Annotated in this window: 10 protein-coding genes and 2 rRNA genes; 7 read left to right on the forward strand and 5 right to left on the reverse strand. The window is 61.9% G+C overall.

The window, feature by feature from the left end; genetic code table 11:
- The 5 genes from SLW75_RS27960 to recD form a co-directional block, all read left to right on the forward strand.
- Positions 1–73, forward strand: a 23S ribosomal RNA gene (locus SLW75_RS27960); the annotation flags it as partial.
- 146 nt (positions 74–219) lie between these two features.
- A 5S ribosomal RNA gene (rrf, locus tag SLW75_RS27965) occupies positions 220–335 on the forward strand.
- A gap of 193 nt (positions 336–528) precedes the next feature.
- Positions 529–4,014, forward strand: coding sequence for an exodeoxyribonuclease V subunit gamma (gene recC, locus SLW75_RS27970; RefSeq protein ID WP_410936046.1), 3,486 nt, complete (start codon positions 529–531; stop codon positions 4,012–4,014).
- Positions 4,011–7,709, forward strand: a complete 3,699-nt coding sequence (gene recB, locus SLW75_RS27975) for an exodeoxyribonuclease V subunit beta (RefSeq protein ID WP_410936047.1) — start codon at positions 4,011–4,013, stop codon at positions 7,707–7,709. Before recC ends, recB begins: the two co-directional genes overlap by 4 nt.
- Positions 7,706–9,793 (forward strand): exodeoxyribonuclease V subunit alpha, encoded by a 2,088-nt coding sequence (recD, locus tag SLW75_RS27980; protein ID WP_410936048.1) that lies wholly within the window; start codon positions 7,706–7,708, stop codon positions 9,791–9,793. Before recB ends, recD begins: the two co-directional genes overlap by 4 nt.
- A 3-nt stretch (positions 9,794–9,796) precedes the next feature.
- On the opposite strand, the gene SLW75_RS27985 is transcribed toward recD, so the two are convergent.
- The 5 genes from SLW75_RS27985 to SLW75_RS28005 form a co-directional block, all read right to left on the reverse strand.
- Positions 9,797–11,347, reverse strand: a complete 1,551-nt coding sequence (locus SLW75_RS27985) for an amino acid ABC transporter permease/ATP-binding protein (RefSeq protein ID WP_410936049.1) — start codon at positions 11,345–11,347, stop codon at positions 9,797–9,799.
- A 164-nt stretch (positions 11,348–11,511) separates the two neighbouring features.
- A complete protein-coding gene (locus SLW75_RS27990; protein ID WP_065990249.1) occupies positions 11,512–12,330 on the reverse strand; it encodes an ABC transporter substrate-binding protein in 819 nt (272 codons plus the stop codon).
- Positions 12,331–12,404: 74 nt separating this feature from the next.
- A complete protein-coding gene (locus tag SLW75_RS27995; protein WP_410936050.1) occupies positions 12,405–13,469 on the reverse strand; it encodes an isopenicillin N synthase family dioxygenase in 1,065 nt (354 codons plus the stop codon).
- A gap of 13 nt (positions 13,470–13,482) precedes the next feature.
- Entirely contained in the window at positions 13,483–14,334 is an 852-nt protein-coding gene (locus tag SLW75_RS28000) for a sugar phosphate isomerase/epimerase family protein (RefSeq protein ID WP_410936051.1), read from the reverse strand.
- 414 nt (positions 14,335–14,748) lie between these two features.
- Positions 14,749–15,696, reverse strand: a complete 948-nt coding sequence (locus SLW75_RS28005; protein WP_410936052.1) for a LysR family transcriptional regulator — start codon at positions 15,694–15,696, stop codon at positions 14,749–14,751.
- 187 nt (positions 15,697–15,883) lie between these two features.
- Here SLW75_RS28005 and SLW75_RS28010 point away from each other — a divergent pair, with 187 nt between their 5' ends.
- The gene (locus SLW75_RS28010) at positions 15,884–17,212 is read left to right on the forward strand and encodes an MFS transporter (RefSeq protein ID WP_410936053.1); all 1,329 of its coding nucleotides are present in this window, start codon (positions 15,884–15,886) and stop codon (positions 17,210–17,212) included.
- 57 nt (positions 17,213–17,269) lie between these two features.
- Complete coding sequence (locus SLW75_RS28015; RefSeq protein ID WP_410936054.1) at positions 17,270–18,796, forward strand: CoA-acylating methylmalonate-semialdehyde dehydrogenase; 1,527 nt, start codon at positions 17,270–17,272, stop codon at positions 18,794–18,796.
- The last annotated feature ends 100 nt before the right edge of the window (positions 18,797–18,896 follow it).

The raw sequence follows: 18,896 nt of genomic DNA on the forward strand, positions 1-18,896 counted from the left end.
TTGATAGGTTGGGTGTGTAAGCGCTGTGAGGCGTTGAGCTAACCAATACTAATTGCCCGTGAGGCTTGACCATATAACACCCAAGCAATCTGCACAAAGACAGCAGATTGCCGTGTGTGAAGACGCATGAAGACGAAAGTTTGCGAACACACAAGCGGTACCTTGATCACATGCCCGATTTGCTGAAGCGTTCTCAGGAACGAGTCAGTACCCGAATTTCTTGACGACCATAGAGCGTTGGAACCACCTGATCCCATCCCGAACTCAGCAGTGAAACGATGCATCGCCGATGGTAGTGTGGGCTTTCCCCATGTGAGAGTAGGTCATCGTCAAGATTAAATTCCAGAACCCCATTTGCGAAAGCAGATGGGGTTTTGTTTTTGCGTGCGGAAAAAGCTGCCAACCTCTTATCGCTGCATCACCACCCATAAGGGAATGTTCGCCAGTCGCCCTAGCAACATCGAACGCTAACAAGTCCGCTCCCTCTGGTAGTCTTCTCCCTCTTTTGAAAGACCAAGGGGCGCAGCTATGCCGGTGACATCCAATCTTAACCCCGGATTTATGGTGGTCCATGGGAATCGCCTGGATGAGCTGCGTGGCCTAGTGGTGTCATGGATGCGGCGTTACCCGCTGACGCCCCTTGAGAACGAAGTGGCGCTGGTACAAAGCAACGGTATTGCTCAATGGCTGAAGCTCGCGTTGGCCGAAGATGCACAGGACGATGATCAAGGGAGTTGCGGCATCGCCGCTGCGATTGATGTGCAGCTGCCTGGTAGCTTCATGTGGCAGCTGTATCGGGCGGTGTTGGGCAAGGCCGAGATCCCGGAGACCTCGTTACTCGATAAAGCTCCCTTGACGTGGCGTTTGATGCGATTGCTCCCAGGCCTGATCAATCAGCCACACTTCGAGCCACTGCAACGATTCCTGACGGCCGATACGGACCTGCGCAAGCGTTACCAACTGTCCGAGCGACTCGCTGACCTGTTCGACCAGTATCAGGTGTATCGCGCCGACTGGTTGGAAGACTGGGCTGCTGGCAAGCACCAACTCAGGACCGGTCGGGGAGAGGCAAAGCCGCTGAAAGCAGAGAACTGCTGGCAAGCCGAACTGTGGCGTGCGCTGCTCCATGATGTCGGGGCAGAGGGCATGGCCCAGAGCCGTGCCGGTGTGCATCAGCGTTACATCGAGCGCATCAACAGCCTGACCGAGGCGCCGGCCGGTTTGCCCGCGCGGGTTATCGTTTTCGGTATTTCCTCATTGCCGGCCCAGGCACTAGAGGCGCTTGCCGGGTTGGCTCGTTTCAGTCAGGTCCTGCTCTGCGTTCATAATCCTTGCCGCCATCACTGGGCAGACATCGTGGCTGACAAGGATCTCCTGCGTCACGAATACAAGCGTCAGTCGCGAAAACCCGGCATGCCGGTGGTGCTGAATCCTGACGCGCTGCACCAGCACGCTCACCCGTTGCTGGCGGCGTGGGGCAAGCAGGGTCGTGATTACATCAATCTGCTGGACAGTCATGACGACCCAAACAGCTACCGATCGATTTTTCGCGACGGGCGCATCGACCTGTTTAGCGAGAGCGAGCCCACGACACTCCTGAACCAACTCCAGGACGATATCCTCGAACTGCGCCCTTTGAGCGAGACCCGTGACGTCTGGCCGCCCGTGGACATCAAGAATGACCGCTCCATTCGCTTTCATGTCGCCCACAGTGCCCAGCGCGAAGTGGAGGTCCTGCATGACCAACTGCTCGCGCGCTTCAGCAAGGATCCGGACCTGCGTCCCCGGGACGTCATCGTCATGGTGCCGGACATCGACAGCTACGCTCCCCACATCCGTGCGGTATTCGGCCAGCTGGACCGTGACGATCGCCGCTTTATCCCCTTCACCCTCGCCGACCAGGGCCAACGCGGCCGTGATCCGCTGCTGATCGCCGTTGAGCATCTGCTGAAAATTCCGGACAGTCGATTCCCGGTCAGTGAAATCCTCGATCTGCTGGACGTTCCCGCATTACGCGCGCGGTTCGGCATTGATGAGCGTGACCTGCCAACCCTGCATCGCTGGATTGAAGGGGCGGGTGTGCGATGGGGGCTCAATGCAGACCAGCGCGAAGGGCTGGGTCTGCCGGAACAGCTTGAGCAGAACAGCTGGCATTTTGGCCTGCGTCGGATGCTGCTGGGCTACGCCGTCGGTGCGGGTGCGGCTTACGACGGCATTCAGCCGTATGACGAAATCGGCGGGCTGGACGCGGCTTTGATTGGCCCTCTGGTGTCCCTGATCGATGCGCTTCAGGTCGCGCACAACGAACTCTCCTGGCCCGCCACACCCGCCATGTGGGGCGCGCGCCTTCAGGCGATCATGCAGCTGTTCTTCATGGCTGACAGCGAGCATGACGACTACCTGCTCAGTCAGCTGGAAACCCTGCGCGAAACCTGGCTGCAGACCTGCGAGACCGTTGCCCTGGAAGAAGAGCTGCCCTTGACGGTCGTGCGTGAAGCCTGGCTGGCCGGGCTTGATCAAGGGCGGCTATCCCAGCGCTTTCTGGCCGGTTCGGTCAACTTCTGCACGCTGATGCCGATGCGCGCGATTCCTTTCAAAATCGTCTGCCTGCTGGGCATGAATGACGGCGATTACCCCCGAGCGCAGCCGCCGCTGGATTTCGATCTGATGGGCAGCGACTACCGTCCCGGCGACCGTTCCCGGCGTGAGGATGATCGTTATCTCTTGCTCGAAGCGCTGCTGTCTGCACGTGATCAGCTGTACATCAGCTGGGTGGGGCGCAGCATTCGCGACAATTCCGAGCGGCCGGCTTCGGTGCTCATCGGGCAGCTGCGCGATCATCTGTCCAGCGGCTGGCGACTGGCCGATGCCATCGAGCCCGAGGACGATAAAAAGCGTGATCCGGGGCAACAGTTGCTGCACAAACTGACCGTTGAACATCCGCTGCAGCCGTTCAGTGCCAAATACTTCCAGGAGAACCCCGAGTTCTTCAGCTTCGCCCGTGAGTGGCAGGTGCTGCACGAAGCCGTCATGGAAGCGGGTGAAACAAAAGCGCTGCAAAAGCACCAGCAGGAAGAGCCCTTGAGCCTGATGCAGTTGCAGGATTTTCTGCGCAATCCGGTGAAGCACTTCTTTAGTCAGCGCTTGAAGATATTCTTTGAGGTCGCCGAGGCGCCATTGGCGGACGAGGAGCCTTTCGTGCTCGACGCGCTTGAGCGCTATGGCCTCAGCGACAGCCTGTTGCAAGCAGCGCTAACAGATCCTGAGCACATTCAGGAATCCCTACATGCTCAGGCAACGCGCTTGCAGGGAAGCGGCTTGCTGCCGATGGCCGGCTTCGGCACGTTGCTTCAGGATGAATTGATCGAACCGCTGCCCGACCTCGTCGCCCGTTATCACGAGCTACTGGTTCGCTGGCCGGTGCGGCTGCACAGCGCGCTGCCGGTCAGTTATCAGCATCAGGGCGTCGAGCTCGATGGCTGGGTCGATGGGCTTTATCAGAACCCTCAGAACCAGTTACTCGCGATCACCGCTATTCCCAATGCCATCGCCAGCAAGAAGACGCGCAAGTGGCATCGTCTGACCAAGCCGTGGGTGAACCACTTGGTGGCCTGCGCGTGCGATCTGCCGTTGACCACGGCGCTGGTGGCCAGCGACGAGACGCTTTTGCTGCCGCCGCTGGACAAAGACACCGCCACGCGCACGCTGAATGACCTGCTGCTGGCCTGGCATCAAGGCATGCAACGACCGCTGCCGATTGCGGTGAAGACGGCGTTTGCCTGGCTGGGTCAGAACGATGAGGCCAAAGCCGAAGCTGCCGCGCGCAAGGCCTATGAAGGCGATGGCCAGAACAGCAAGGGTGAGCGTGCCGAAAGCACCGCCCTGGCGCGTCAGTTCCCGGACTTCGACGCGTTGCTGGGCAGCGAGGAATTCGTGGGCTGGTGCGAGGCGCTGTACAAACCGATTTTTGAAGCGCCCTGGCAGGCACTTTCTCGCGAGGAGGCCGGCGCATGAGTGATGCACAACAACCATTGGCCCTGCGCTTCCCGCTGAAAGGCAGCCAGCTGATTGAAGCCAGCGCCGGCACCGGCAAGACGTTCACCATCTCGGCGCTGTACCTGCGTCTGGTGTTGGGGCATGGCAGCGAGGACTCAGGGTTTGGCCGTGAGCTGTTGCCGCCGCAGATTCTGGTGGTGACGTTCACCGACGCGGCGACCAAGGAACTGCGCGACCGCATTCGCACGCGACTGGCTGAAGCCGCGCGGTTCTTCCGAGAAGAAATTGAAGCGCCCGACGCGTTGATCGCTGGCTTGCGGGACGAGTTCGCCATTGAGCAATGGCCCGCCTGCGCCAGCCGTCTGGACATCGCGGCGCAGTGGATGGACGAAGCGGCGGTATCGACCATTCACAGCTGGTGTCAGCGGATGCTGCGCGAGCACGCCTTCGACAGCGGCAGCCTGTTCACCCAGAGTCTGGAAACCGATCACACCGATTTGCTGAGCGAAGTGCTGCGCGATTACTGGCGCAAGTTCTGCTACCCCATGAGCGGTGACGCGCTGATCTGGGTGCGCGAGAACTGGAGTGGCCCTGCGGCGTTGCTGCCAAGGGTGCGCGCGTTGTTCGGCAGTGAGCGGGGGAGCGTAACCGAAACCCCGACCGAGCTCATCGAGCAGTCGATCCAGGAACGGCGCGAAACCCTCCGCCAGCTCAAGGCGCCCTGGGCCAACTGGGCCGCCGAGCTGCATGCGATCTGCATCGACGGCGTCGCGTGCAAAGTGGTCGACGGTCGCAAGATGCAGGAGCGTTATTTCAGGCCCTGGTTCGACAAGCTGATTGCCTGGGCCAATGACGATGAGCAGGAGCAACTCGGCCTTGGCACCGGTTTCACCCGGCTGACGCCCGACGGCATCGCCGAAGCGTGGAAGAACAATCCGCCGTCGCACCCGGCGTTCGAGGCGATGGTCGAGCTCAAGGTGGCGCTGGACACGCTGCCAACGCCCGATGCGGCGGTGCTCGAACACGCAGCTCAATGGGTCGGCGCCCGCTTTGAAGAAGAGAAGCGACGCCGCGCGGAAATGGGTTTCGACGACATGCTGCTGCGCCTGGATGCGGCATTGCGCGGAAGTGGCGGCGAGCGCCTGGCGACCCTGATCCGCGAGCAGTTTCCGGTCGCGCTGATCGATGAGTTTCAAGACACCGACCCGGTGCAGTACCGCATTTTCGACAGCATCTACCGGCTTGAGGCCAACGACGAAAGCACTGGCCTGTTCCTCATCGGCGACCCGAAGCAGGCGATCTACGCCTTTCGCGGCGCCGACATCTACACCTACTTGCGCGCCCGGCAGGCCACGACCGGACGCTTGCACACGCTGGGCACCAACTTCCGTTCCAGCCACGCGATGGTCGATGCGGTGAACCACGTGTTCACGCGCGCGGAAACGAGCGAGGCCGGTCGCGGCGCGTTCTTGTTCCGTACGCCTGAGGACAACCCCGTGCCGTTTCTGGCAGTCGGGTCTCAGGGCCGTAAAGAGACGTTGCAGGTCGACGGTGAGGTCCTCGCGGCGCTCAACGTCTGGCAGCTGGAAACCGATCAGCCGGTGTCGGGCACGGTGTATCGAGCGCAACTGGCCGCGAGCTGCGCCAGTGAGATCGTCCGTTTGCTCAACGCCGGTCAACAAGGGCAAGCGGGCTTTGCGAAAGCTGGCGAGCCGTTGAAGAACCTGTTGCCCGCCGACATCGCGATTCTGGTGCGTGACGGCAAGGAGGCTCAGGCCGTGCGAGGCGAGTTGTCGGCGCGGGGCGTGCGCAGTGTGTACCTCTCGGACAAGGACTCGGTGTTTGCGGCGCAAGAGGCCCATGACCTGCTCGCCTGGCTCAAAGCCTGCGCCGAGCCTGACGCCGAGCGAACCCTGCGCGCGGCCTTGGCCTGCATCACCCTTGCGTTACCGCTGGCCGAACTTGAGCTGCTGAATCAGGACGAACTGGCGTGGGAAAACCGCGTCATGCAGTTCCGCGATTACCGGCGCATCTGGCGCACCCAAGGCGTGCTGCCCATGCTGCGTCGGCTGCTGCACGACTTCAAACTGCCGCAGGCGCTGGTTCAGCGAACCGATGGCGAGCGTGTGCTGACCAACCTGCTGCACCTCAGCGAACTGATGCAGCAGGCCGCCGCCGAGTTGGATGGCGAGCAGGCGCTGATTCGTCATCTGAGCGAGCACTTGGCGCTGTCAGGTCAAGCGGGAGAAGAGCAGATCCTGCGCCTCGAAAGCGATGAACAACTGGTCAAGGTCGTGACCATCCACAAATCCAAAGGCCTGGAATACCCGCTGGTGTTCCTGCCCTTCATCTGCTCGACGAAGCCAGTGGACGGCAGCCGATTGCCGCTGCACTTTCACGACGCCGATGGCCACGCGCAGATCAGTCTCAAGCCCACGCCGGCACTGATCGAGCAGGCGGATGACGAGCGTCTGGCAGAGGACCTGCGTCTGTTGTATGTGGCCCTGACCCGCGCGCAACACGCGTGCTGGCTGGGCGTTGCCGATCTCAAACGCGGCAGCAACAGCGCCTCGATACTCCATCGTTCGGCGTTGGGCTACTTGCTTGGCGGCGGGCAGAAGCTGGCTGAATCGGTGGCGTTGGGGCAGTGGCTGCGTTCGCTGGCAGAAGGTCATCCCGCCGTTAAGGTTGAGCCTGTGCCGCTGCCCACGACCGAGTCCTTCAGCGCGCCGCGCAGCGAGGTCGCGTTGAGCAAGCCGCGCGTGCCCCGGCGCAGCGCTCGGGAAAACTGGTGGATTGCGTCCTACAGCGCGCTGCGCATCGGTGACACCATCACCGACAGCGGCGATCAGTCGCCAGACAGCCCGCAAGCGCAGAAGCTATTCGACGATGAGCGTCTTGACCCGGATGCGCCGCGAGAGGTGATGGTCAGCGGCGGCGATATCCACCGATTCCCGCGCGGCCCCAACCCCGGCACCTTTCTGCACGGCTTGCTGGAATGGGCCGGTGAGAAGGGCTTTGCCGAAGCGGCGGCTGATCCGCTGTCGCTGGAGAAAGTCGTCGCCCAACGCTGCAACCGGCGCGACTGGAAAGGCTGGATCAACACGCTGACCGACTGGCTGCAGCATCTGCTGACCCTGCCGCTGCGTTTGGGCACAGACGTACAGCCCATGGCCTTGTGCGGGCTGGATCAGCCGAACCAGTACCGCGTCGAAATGGAATTCTGGTTCGCCTGCTCGAAGGTCGATGTGGCGCAGATGGACGCGCTGGTGCGCCGCTACACCCACAACGGCGCGCCTCGCGCGGCGGCAGAAACGGTTTCGCTGAACGGCATGTTCAAGGGCTTCATCGACCTGACGTTCGAGCACGAAGGTCGTTACTTCGTCGCCGACTACAAATCCAACTGGCTGGGCGTCGACGACGATGCCTACACCGAGCAGGCGATGGAAAACTCGATTCTGGAGAACCGCTACGACCTGCAATACGTGCTCTATCTGCTGGCCTTGCACCGTCAGCTCAAAGCGCGTCTTGCCGACTACGATTACGACCAGCACATGGGCGGAGCGGTCTACCTGTTCGTGCGCGGCAGTCGCGCAGTGAGTCAGGGCGCGTGGTTTACCCGACCGCCCCGCGCGCTGATCGAAAGTCTCGATCTGCTGTTTCAGGGCCGAGCGCCGATTACGGAAGACGTGCTGTCAGGAGACCTCGTATGAACCGCACCTTCGCTCACTTGATGCCCACGGCGCTGGACGCCGACAGCCTGGCCGACCTGAAACCCCTCAGCCGCGTGGAGGATTTGCTGCTGTTGCTGCAGCGCTGGGTCGAACGCGGCTGGTTGCGCGCGCTGGACAAAGCCTTCGTGGCGTTCCTGGCCGACCTTGATCCTGCCGCCGATTCGCTGGTGCTGTTGGCGGCCACGCTGACCAGTCACCAGTTGGGTCACGGCCACGTCTGCCTGGACCTCTACGAAACCCTGAAAGAGCCGGACTTCGCCTTGTCGTTGCCGCCCGAGGGTGATGTGTTGTCGACGCCGATGCTGTTGCCGTCCTCACTGCTCAAATCGCTGGACGGCGCAACGTGGTGCAAGGCGCTGGAAGCCAGCGCGCTGGTTGCTCACGCGGGGGATGTCTCTGAAGCGGCGGCGCAGAGGCCGTTGGTTTTATCCGATCGGCGCCTGTACCTGCGCCGCTACTGGACTTATGAGCGGCGGATCGATGCGGCGTTGCGTCGTCGGCTGGCTCAGGTGGAAACGGGGTTCAGCGATTTGCCCCAGCGGCTGGATGCGCTGTTCGGCCCGGCCAACCCCGCGCCTGACGCGTTGATCGACTGGCAAAAGCTGGCCTGCGCCCTGGCAACCCGGGGGGCGTTCAGCATCATCACCGGCGGCCCCGGAACGGGCAAAACGACCACAGTCGTGCGTTTGCTGGCGCTGCTGCAATCGCCGGCGGTTGAGCGCGGCAAGCCGTTGCGCATTCGTCTGGCGGCACCGACCGGCAAGGCCGCGGCACGGCTGACCGAGTCGATCAGTCATCAGGTGCAGTCGCTGCAAGTGCCGGAAGACGTGCGGCAGAAAATCCCCAGCGAAGTCACCACGGTTCACCGCTTGCTGGGCAGCCGTCCGGGCACACGGCATTTTCGTCATCACGCGGGCAACCCGTTGCCGCTGGACGTGCTGGTGGTCGACGAAGCTTCGATGATCGACCTGGAAATGATGGCCAACCTGCTCGACGCATTACCGCCCCATGCGCGCATGGTGCTGCTGGGCGACAAGGATCAACTGGCGTCGGTTGAGGCCGGCGCCGTGCTGGGCGACTTGTGCCGTGACGCGGAGGCGGGGATGTACAGCCCGCAGACCCAGGCGTGGCTTGAATCGGTCAGTGGCGAAGATCTTTCCAGAAGCGGTTTGCAGCAGGGCGATGATCAGCATCACGCGTTGGCTCAGCAAGTGGTGATGCTGCGCCACTCCCGGCGTTTCGTCGCGGGCAGCGGTATCGGTCAGTTGGCCAAACTGGTCAATCAGCAGCAGGACCAGGAAGCGCGTGCATTGCTCGCGGCTCGTCAGTACCCGGATCTGTTTTCCCTGGTGCTCAAGGGTGAGCAGGACCGCGCGCTGTCGCGGCTGTTGCTCGACGGTCACGGCGATGGCCCACAAGGCTACCGTCATTATCTGGGCGTGATGCACGCGCAGCGGCCGCAAGACCTGACGCAGATCGAAGACCCGCGCAGCGTCGAGTGGGCGCGGCAGGTGCTGAACGCGTTCGATGAGTTCCAGCTGCTGTGTGCCGTGCGCAAAGGGCCGTGGGGCGTGGAAGGGCTGAACCGAAGGATCACTGAAACGCTGTTCAGCGCCGGGCTGATCGAGAGTGATCATCAGTGGTACGAGGGCCGCCCGGTATTGATGACGCGCAACGACTACGGGCTGGGTTTGATGAACGGCGACATCGGCATCGCCCTGCGTCTGCCCGAGGGACCGATCGAGGAGAACCGTCAGGCGCTGCGGGTCGCGTTCCCGCGTAACGACGGCAGCGGCGGGGTGCGTTTCGTGCTGCCGAGCCGGCTCAATGACGTGGAAACGGTGTACGCGATGACGGTGCACAAGTCCCAGGGCTCGGAGTTCGCCCACACGGCGCTGATCCTGCCCGAGGCGCTGAACCCGGTGCTGACCAAGGAGCTGATCTACACCGGCATCACCCGGGCCAAGCACTGGTTCAGCCTGATCGAGCCGCGTCAGGGCGTGTTTGAAGAAGCCCTGCGGCGCAAGGTCAGGCGCCTGAGCGGGTTGATGTTGGGGCTGTGAGGCTCACGCCTCTTTGAGCGCAGGCGCTGGTTGCGTAACGGCGTGATCCAGCCCCATGAACGTGCGCACGCGCGCGCCGCACTGGTCGGCAAGAATCGTTTGCGGTGCTGCGTCGACCTGCACGATGCCGTTTTCCATGAAGATCACCCGGTCGGAAATCGACAGGGCGAAGTCCATTTCGTGAGTCACGATGAGCATGGTCATGCCTTCCTTTGCCAGGTCGGCGATGACCTTGAGCACGTCGCCCACCAGCTCCGGGTCCAGCGCAGACGTCGGTTCGTCGAACAGCATGATCTGCGGGTCCATGGCCAGGGCCCGGGCAATCGCCACGCGCTGTTGCTGACCGCCGGATAATTGATGGGGGTATTTGTGCGCGTGGGCCAGCAGCCCGACCTTGTCGAGCAGGACGTAGGCGCGTTGCTCGCTGACGTCGCGGTCGCGGCCGTGATACCGCGGCGCGAGGGTCACGTTGTCGAGGATGGTGCGGTGGGGGAACAGGTTGAAGTTCTGGAACACCATGCCAATGCGCTGTACGCCCCGGCGAATCTGCGGCGCGTTGGGGTTGTCGCCGGCGTGAATGTAGCCCTCGCCAAACAGGATGATCTCGCCCTTGTCGATGGTTTCGAGGCTGTTGACCGTGCGGATCAGAGACGTCTTGCCCGAGCCTGACGGGCCAATGATGGAAATGACCTGCCCGGCGTCCACCTCCAGATTGATGCCCTTGAGCACTTCATGCTGCCCGTAGCTTTTATGGATGTTGACCAGTTGCAGCGCCGGTGCCGAGCCCGGTCCTGTTGTCGGCTGGCGCACCACCGTGGGCTGCACGACCAGGCTGGCGCGCAGGTCAGTCAGGGCAGTGTCGTCGAGGGTCTGCGGCTTGCGATTGCTCAGCTCCAGGTGCTGCTCAAGCCAGTGAAACAGCCAGCCGAACACCGTCACGATCATCACGTAATACACCGCGACGGCCGACAGCGTTTCCATGACTAAAAAGTTTTGCGCGTACAGGCGTTGGCCCACGGTGAGCAGTTCGGTGAGGGAAATCACTGACACCAGCGAGGTCAGTTTCACCACGGTGATGTATTCATTCACCAGCGTCGGCAGGGAGATACGGAACGCCTGGGGGATGACGATAAGCCGCTGCATGCCGATCAGACCGACGCCCAGGGCGCGGCCGGCTTCTTTCTGGCCCTTCGCAACAGAGATCAGGCCGCCCCGGTGAATCTCCGCCATGTAAGCCGCTTCCGTGACCACCAACGCAAGGAGGCCCGAATAGAAGGGGTTGGACAGCACGTCGCGGGTGACCGGAAACATCTGCGGCAGGTTGTAGGTAAACACCACCAGCACCAGCAGCGGGACACTGCGGAAGAACCAGATATAAATCGACGCCGGAACGCTGATCCAGCGCACGGTCGACAGCTTGGCCGAGGCCAGCAGGAAACCCAGCAGCATACCGATGAACCAGCCCAGGGCGCTGAGCTCGATCACGGTGATGCAGGACTCCCAGAAGTCAGCGACCGAGAACAAAGAAAAAAAGTAGGACCATTCGAATTGCATACGCACCTCAGCAGGGCGGGGCCCGGCGGGATTCTCTTATCAAACACGATCCCTGTAGGAGTGAGCTTGCTCGCGATGACTTCGGCACAGCCGACCCACCTTCATCGTCTGTCACGGCCAATCGCGAGCACGCTCACGCCTACAAGGGGTAAAGCATCCAGCCGTCAGTTGGCGGGCTCTTCAAGGTTGTACTTCTTCAGCAGCGCCGCGTATTCGCCGGATTTTTTGGTCTCGTCGAAGGCCTTGAGCAAGGCCTGATACAGCTCGTCATTGCCCTTCTTCACGTAGATGCCAAGCGTCTGCTGATAGATGGAATGCTCGGTGCTGACCACCACGCGGCCCTTGGTGCGTTCGGCGATCATGCCTGCGGCGCCGTCGATTTCCACTTGCGCCTGGACGTTGCCCGACAGCAGCGCCTGGGTGACCTCCGGTGCCGACGGGAATTCGCTGACGGCGACCGGGCCTTTGCCTTTCGGCACGCAGTATTCGGCGGACAGCTTGTTGAACTGGGTGACCCACGTGGTGCCTTTTTCCAAGCCGATTTTCAGCCCGCACAGGTCTTCCGGCACCTTGGGTTTGAGCGGACTGTCCTTGAGCACCATGATCGCTGCGCCCGTTACGGCGTAGGGAATGGTCTGGGCCTGGGTCTGGCGCTCCGGCGTGATGTACATGCCCGAAATGATCGCGTCGTAGTGCCCGGCATTGAGGCTGAGGATCAGGCTGGAGAATTTGGTGTCGACAAACTCGGCCTTGAGGTCCATGTGCTTGGCGAGCAGGCGTGACAGGTCCGGGTCGGCACCAACGACGTTCTTCTTCTCGTCGTAGGATTCGAAGGGCGGGTAGGTGATCTCCATGCCGACCTTGAACTGCCCGGGCGTCACGGTAGTAGCAGCCTGGGCGGCGGTGGCAGCCAATAACGACGCGCCGAGCATGGCGGAGGCAAGCACGGTCAAGCGGACAGCAGTGTTCAGAGTGTTGCGCATCGTCGGTGACTCCACGTCAGGAAGGTAGGGCTGGGTGTGCTGATTAGTCGGGCGGGGCAGAGGGACGTACCGCATCACGATGCGTCCTGTGTCTGATTCTTCAGGTGGCCGAAGCTCGACGGCTTGCGTGCCTTTTCGTACAACTTGATTTCGCCGTTCTCGACCTTGCGCCGCAGGTACTGGTAGGTCTGCAGCGCCTGACCGAACATGTGCTCGCCGATGGTGATCTCTTCGTAGTCGGCCGTGCCCTTGTCGAACTGCGGAAGGGGCTTGATCTGGGTGTGGAAGTCGCAGGCGAAGAACAGCGGAAACGAATAGCGCTCCTCGCTGACGGTGCGTACCCGGTGAGCCGTAGCAACGAACGTACCAGCGGTCATGACCTCCAGCATGTCGCCGATGTTGACCACAAACGCGCCATCCACAGGGGGCGCGTCGATCCATTGGCCGAGGTCGTTCATCACTTCAAGACCGGGCTTGTCGGCCAGCAGCATGGTGAAGCACTCGTAATCGGTGTGCGCACCAATTCCGGGCGCGTCCTGGGCGGCGCCGTCGAACGGGTAATGAATCAAACGCAGCTTGGAGGGCGGACGGGTGACCATCCCTTCGAAGTAACCTTCCTCCAGGCCCAGCGCCAGCGCAAAGCCGTCGAACAGGCGGCGGCCCAGGGCAAATACTGCCGCGTAATACGCCTGCACCGCAGGGCGAAAACCGGGCAGGTCCGGCCATTCATTAGCGCCGATCAGCGGGGTTTTAGCGATCACCAGCGGGTCTTCGTCGCCCACTTCAAAACCGATATCGAAGGCTTCCTTGTGGTCCGGCTTGCCCTTGGCGTAAACCTCTTCGCCCTCGGGCACGAAGCCTTTGTGGCTGCGTGAAGTGCCGATGTAGTGCTGCATTTTGTAGTCAAGCGACTGGGCGAACAGCTCCTTGGCGGCCTGGCGCAGATCGTCGATCAGCGACGGCGCGATGCCGTGATTCCGGACGTACAGAAAACCCACTTCCCGCGCCGCCTTGCCCAGTTGGTCGGCGACGGCCTGACGCAGGGCGATGTCGGGGCTGAACAATCCGGCGATATCGACCACCGGGATGCTGCTGAAATTGGCGACCTTCGGGGCTGCCGCGTGCGACGGATCAGGCATGACGAAACGCTCCTTATCGGCTTGTTGTGTGGGTGAAGCGCTGGAAATGTTCGCGTTCGGTCTGGCCCATCCACACGTTCAGCGACCAGAGATCGGCCACCGGCACATTGGTGAAGGGCAGATGATGCAGATAGCCGTCGGCACCAAATTCAGGCGTCATCGTGCTGATCTGACAACCCCGCGCCTGCTGGGATTTCCACACGGCTTCCCAGTGCTGCTGATGGAAGGCCAGCTCGCGGGCGTACTCGGGGGCAGCGGGATGGGGGACTTGCGGACCCTGGTCGTAACCGACCCGAGCCTGAATGTGATGGACGCGCTCGACGAACGCGCTGAGGTCGTCTTCCGGGTCGTCGAGCAAACGCTCGCAGGTGACGATCCAGTGGCTGATGTCGCTGGTGAAACGCAGATCGGGCAGTTGGCGGATCAGCTCAAGGGTGACCCACGGGTTGAACAGCGAGCGGGCACGGTGGGTTTCGAAAGTGACCGTCTGCCCGTGCTTGCGCGCCAGCTCCAGTGCCTGACCGAAGAAGTCCACCTGCTGCGGCAATTGCCAACGGTCATTGCCGGCCAGCACGTTAACGAAACGCGGCGCCAGCTCGGTTGACCAGGCGAGCTTCTGTTCCAGGTCGGTGAGGTGTTCAGCGGTGGTCGCTGATTGTTCCGGGAGGACATCGTAGGCGGTGAAAACGGTGGCGATGTAAGGCACGTGATTGGCGCGCAGGAAGGCGCCGAATTCCGCGCGCTCCACCGGCGTCAGCGGCAGGCGTGCTTCCATGCCGTCGAACCCGGCTTCCAGCAGCTCATCCAGCGCCTGGGCCTTGCTGGAGCGGTAGCCCCAGAGCGTGCGGAAGATTTCCAGTTTCATCGAGCGTCCTCAAAGATTGCGTCGTGCGGCTGACGTGTTACCCGACACAGGGCTGCGCCGCGGCGCGGGCCGAAACGGGGTACAGCGGCAGTCACATCAGAAAAGGCAATCTTCGGGCCGTGTCTCTACTGGACGGGCTCCTTTATTGGGGCCGATCTTAGATTCGGCCGATGAACGGGAAGAATAGGAAAGCTTAAATGCATAGTTCAGAGATTTCTGAACTATGACGGGGAGGGGCCTTCTAGACGGCAAATCCTGCGCGTACCCCGTAGGAGCGTGGCTTGTCCCGCGATCTGCCGGGTACCGGCAGCAGGAGCAGCAGATGTATTTTTTCCTGATATACCGCGGGAGTCGGGACGACGACTGCGTCGCCGATCGCGGGACAAGCCACGCTCCTACACAGGCTCGGCAGGTCTAATCCACAAACGTCATCCGCCCGGCTTTACCCAACAGAAACCCCTGATTGCGCTCGGTGGCCTCGCGAATGTAGTCCCACAACAACGTAATCCGCTTCAGCTTCCTCAAATCCTCCCGGCAGTACATCCAGAACTGCCTCGTGATATCCACCTCGCCTTCCAGCACCGGTAATAGCCGAGCATCCTGCGCCGCCAGAAAGCACGGCAGAATCGCCAGCGCTCGTCCCTGCAATGCAGCGACGTATTGGGCGATGACGCTGGTGCTGCGCAGGGTGGCGTGGGCGCCGGGGAGGAGGTTGCTGAGGTAGAGCAATTCCGAGCTGAACGCCAGGTCGTCGACGTAGCTGATAAACGGATGGTCAGCGAGGTCTTCGGTCTTGAGGATCGGCGCGTGGTTGTCGAGATAATCCTGGGTGGCGTAGAGCCTCAGGCTGTAGTCGCACAGCTTGCAGCACACGTAAGGCCCGTGCTCCGGACGCTCCAGCGCGATAACGATGTCTGCCTCGCGCTTGGACAGGCTGATGAAGTGCGGCAGCGGCAGGATATCCACTGAAATGGCCGGGTACGTGTCGGTGAAGTGACTCAATTGCGGGGTGATGAAGAAGCTGCCGAAGCCTTCAGTGCAGCCCATGCGCACATGCCCCGACAATGCGACGCCGGAGCCGGACACCTGCTCGCAGGCGATGTGCAGCGTGCTTTCGATGGACTCGGCCGCGCCCAATAATCGCTGGCCTTCTGCAGTGAGGATGAAGCCGGTGTTGCGGGATTTCTCGAACAGCAGCGTGCCCAGTGACGTTTCCAGCGAGCTGATCCGTCTCGACACCGTTGTGTAGTCCACCGCGAGGCGTTTGGCCGCGGAACTGGCCTTGCGCGTGCGCGCCACTTCGAGGAAAAACTTCAGGTCATCCCAATTAAGGGCGCTCAAGGACGTGATGTTTTTTTGCATGTTGGACCTGCTTTTATGTGCGTTCTTATTAGAAGTTTGCACATCTATACTCCGAAGCGCGGCCGGATCCAACCAGCCCTTCAATGCCTGATGCAGTGCCTGAATCCAACGAGGAAACGCCCCGGCAAATCGCTCTACCCCCAAACGCCATAACACCCTGCACAACAATAAATAAGCGGAGGAGTTTATGAAGAACGCTATTACGGCGGACGCTGGCGCACTCGATGCCAGTCCCGTGAAAAACGCCCGATCCTACCGGCTTGCCGGCGCGGCGAGCATGGCTGGCACGACCATCGAGTGGTACGACTTTTTCCTCTACGGCACAGCTGCCGCACTGATCTTCAACAAGATCTTCTTTCCTGCACTGGACCCGATCATCGGTGTGCTGGCGGCGTTCGCCACCTACGCCGTGGGCTTTCTCGGCCGGCCACTGGGCGGCATTGTGTTCGGCCATTTCGGCGACAAGATCGGGCGCAAGTCCATGCTCCTCTTCACCCTGATGCTGATGGGCATTCCGACCATCATCATCGGCCTGATTCCGACCTACGAACAGATCGGCTATTGGGCCGCAGTGCTGCTCGTCGCGATGCGTTTCTTGCAGGGCATGGCCGTCGGCGGCGAGTGGGGCGGGGCGGTGCTGATGGCCGTCGAACATGCGCCCGAGGGCCGCAAAGGTTTCTACGGCAGCCTGCCGCAAACCGGCGTTGGCGCAGGGCTGGTGCTGGCGTCGCTGGCGATGGGCATGGTCGCCAAACTGCCGGAGGCCGACATGCTCAGTTGGGGCTGGCGGATTCCGTTTCTCGCCAGCGTCGTGCTGCTGGGCGTGGGCTGGTTGATTCGCTTGAAAGTGCCGGAGTCGCCCGATTTCGAGAAGCTCAAAAAAGACAACATCGCCGTCAAGGTGCCGCTGTTCAAAGTGTTCCGCGAGCACCCGAAAGAAACCCTGACCATCATCGGCGCACGCACCGCCGAGAATGCCTGGTTTTACATGTCGGTGACCTTCGCGTTGGCGTACGCCGCCAACCAGTTGCTCATCCCCCGCGCTGACGTGCTGAGCGCGATCACGGCTGGCGCTGCACTTTCTCTGGTGACGATGCCGCTGTGTGGGCACCTGTCCGACAAGGTCGGTCAGAAACGTCTGTATTTCGCCGGGCTTCTGCTGCTCTGCGCCTTCGTCTATCCGTTCTTCGCCATGCTCGGCACCCGCGAACCGCAGATGGTGTGGTGGGCGATGGTGTTTGCGGTGGGCGTGGTCTTCCCGATCCTCTACGCGCCGGAATCTCTGCTGTTTGCCCGTCAATTTCCGGCGGAAATTCGCTACAGCGGCATCTCCGTCTCGGTGCAGTTGGCGGGCGTTCTGGGCGGCGGATTCGCGCCGATGATCGCCACGCAATTGCTGGCCATGGGCGGCGGCAGTCCGCGCTACGTGATCGCCTACCTGATCGGCATGGCGCTGGTGGCTTTGGTCTGTACCGCGCTGATGAAGCGCGATCCCCCTCGCCATCGCGCTGCCTGAAATCGACTTTTTTCAGCGCGGCCAGGCCGGCGCGCTGCCTTGAATGGAGCAATGGCAATGAACGTGTCACTGAACAAACAGAACACCACCGTGGCCCGCGTGAAGCTGCTGGTCGGCGGTGAATGGGTTGAGTCGCAAACCACCGAATGGCTGGACGTGGTCAACCCTGCCACCCAGGAAGTGCTGGCCCACGTGCCGTTCGCCACGGCCGCAGAAGTCGATGCAGCCGTCGCCGCCGCGCAGAAGGCCTTCTCAACCTGGCGGCACACGCCGATTGGCGCCCGCATGCGCATCATGCTCAAGTTGCAGGCGTTGATTCGTGAACACTCCAAGCGCATCGCCGTCGTGCTCAGCGCCGAGCAGGGCAAGACCATTGCCGACGCCGAGGGCGATATCTTCCGCGGCCTGGAGGTGGTCGAGCACGCGTGCTCCATCGGCACACTGCAGATGGGGGAATTCGCCGAGAACGTCGCCGGTGGCGTGGACACCTACACGCTGCGTCAGCCCATCGGCGTCTGCGCAGGGATCACGCCCTTCAACTTCCCGGCGATGATTCCGCTGTGGATGTTCCCGATGGCCATTGCCTGCGGCAACACCTTCGTGCTCAAGCCATCCGAGCAGGACCCGATGTCGACCATGCTGCTGGTGGAGCTGGCGGTTGAGGCGGGCGTGCCAGCGGGCGTGCTCAACGTTGTGCATGGCGGCAAAGAGGTGGTCGACGGGATCTGCACCCACAAGGACATCAAGGCGGTGTCCTTCGTCGGCTCGACGGCGGTGGGCACTCACGTTTACGACTTGGCGGGCAAACACGGCAAGCGCGTGCAGTCGATGATGGGCGCGAAGAACCATGCTGTCGTGCTGCCCGATGCCAACCGTGAGCAGACCCTCAACGCGCTGGTCGGCGCCGGTTTCGGGGCGGCGGGTCAGCGCTGCATGGCGACGTCGGCGGTGGTCATGGTCGGCGCGGCGAAGCAGTGGATTCCCGATCTGAAGGCATTGGCGCAGAAGCTCAAGGTGAACGCGGGCAGCGAAGCGGGCACCGATGTCGGGCCAGTGATTTCCAGGCGCGCTAAACAGCGGATTCTTGATTTGATCGAAAGCGGCGTTCAGGAGGGGGCCACCCTTGAGCTGGACGGGCGCGACATCGCCGTGGCGGGTTTTGAGGAGGGCAACTTCGTCGGGCCGACGCTGTTCACGGGCGTGACCACCGAGATGCAGATCTACACTCAGGAGATCTTCGGGCCGGTGCTCGTGGTGCTGGAGGTCGATACGCTGGATCAGGCCATCGCCCTGGTCAACGCCAACCCGTTTGGCAATGGCGTCGGGCTGTTCACTCAGAGCGGTGCGGCGGCGCGCAAATTCCAGAGTGAGATCGATGTGGGCCAGGTCGGCATCAACATCCCGATTCCGGTGCCGGTGCCGTTCTTCAGCTTCACCGGTTCGCGCGGTTCGAAGCTGGGGGATCTAGGACCGTACGGCAAACAGGTGGTGCAGTTCTACACTCAGACCAAGACCGTCACCAGCCGCTGGTTCGATGACGACAGCGTGAATGACGGCGTGAATACGACGATCAATTTGCGTTGAGTGCGACGCGCTTTGAGCGGGCCTTGCTTGCTCGCGATCGCGTTGCGTCATTCAGCGTTGCGCTTTCTGAACGATCGCTTCGCGAGCAAGCTCGCTCCCA

Origin of the sequence: Pseudomonas sp. W5-01 (assembly GCF_046540435.1) — a bacterium.
Taxonomy (GTDB): domain Bacteria; phylum Pseudomonadota; class Gammaproteobacteria; order Pseudomonadales; family Pseudomonadaceae; genus Aquipseudomonas; species Aquipseudomonas graminis_B.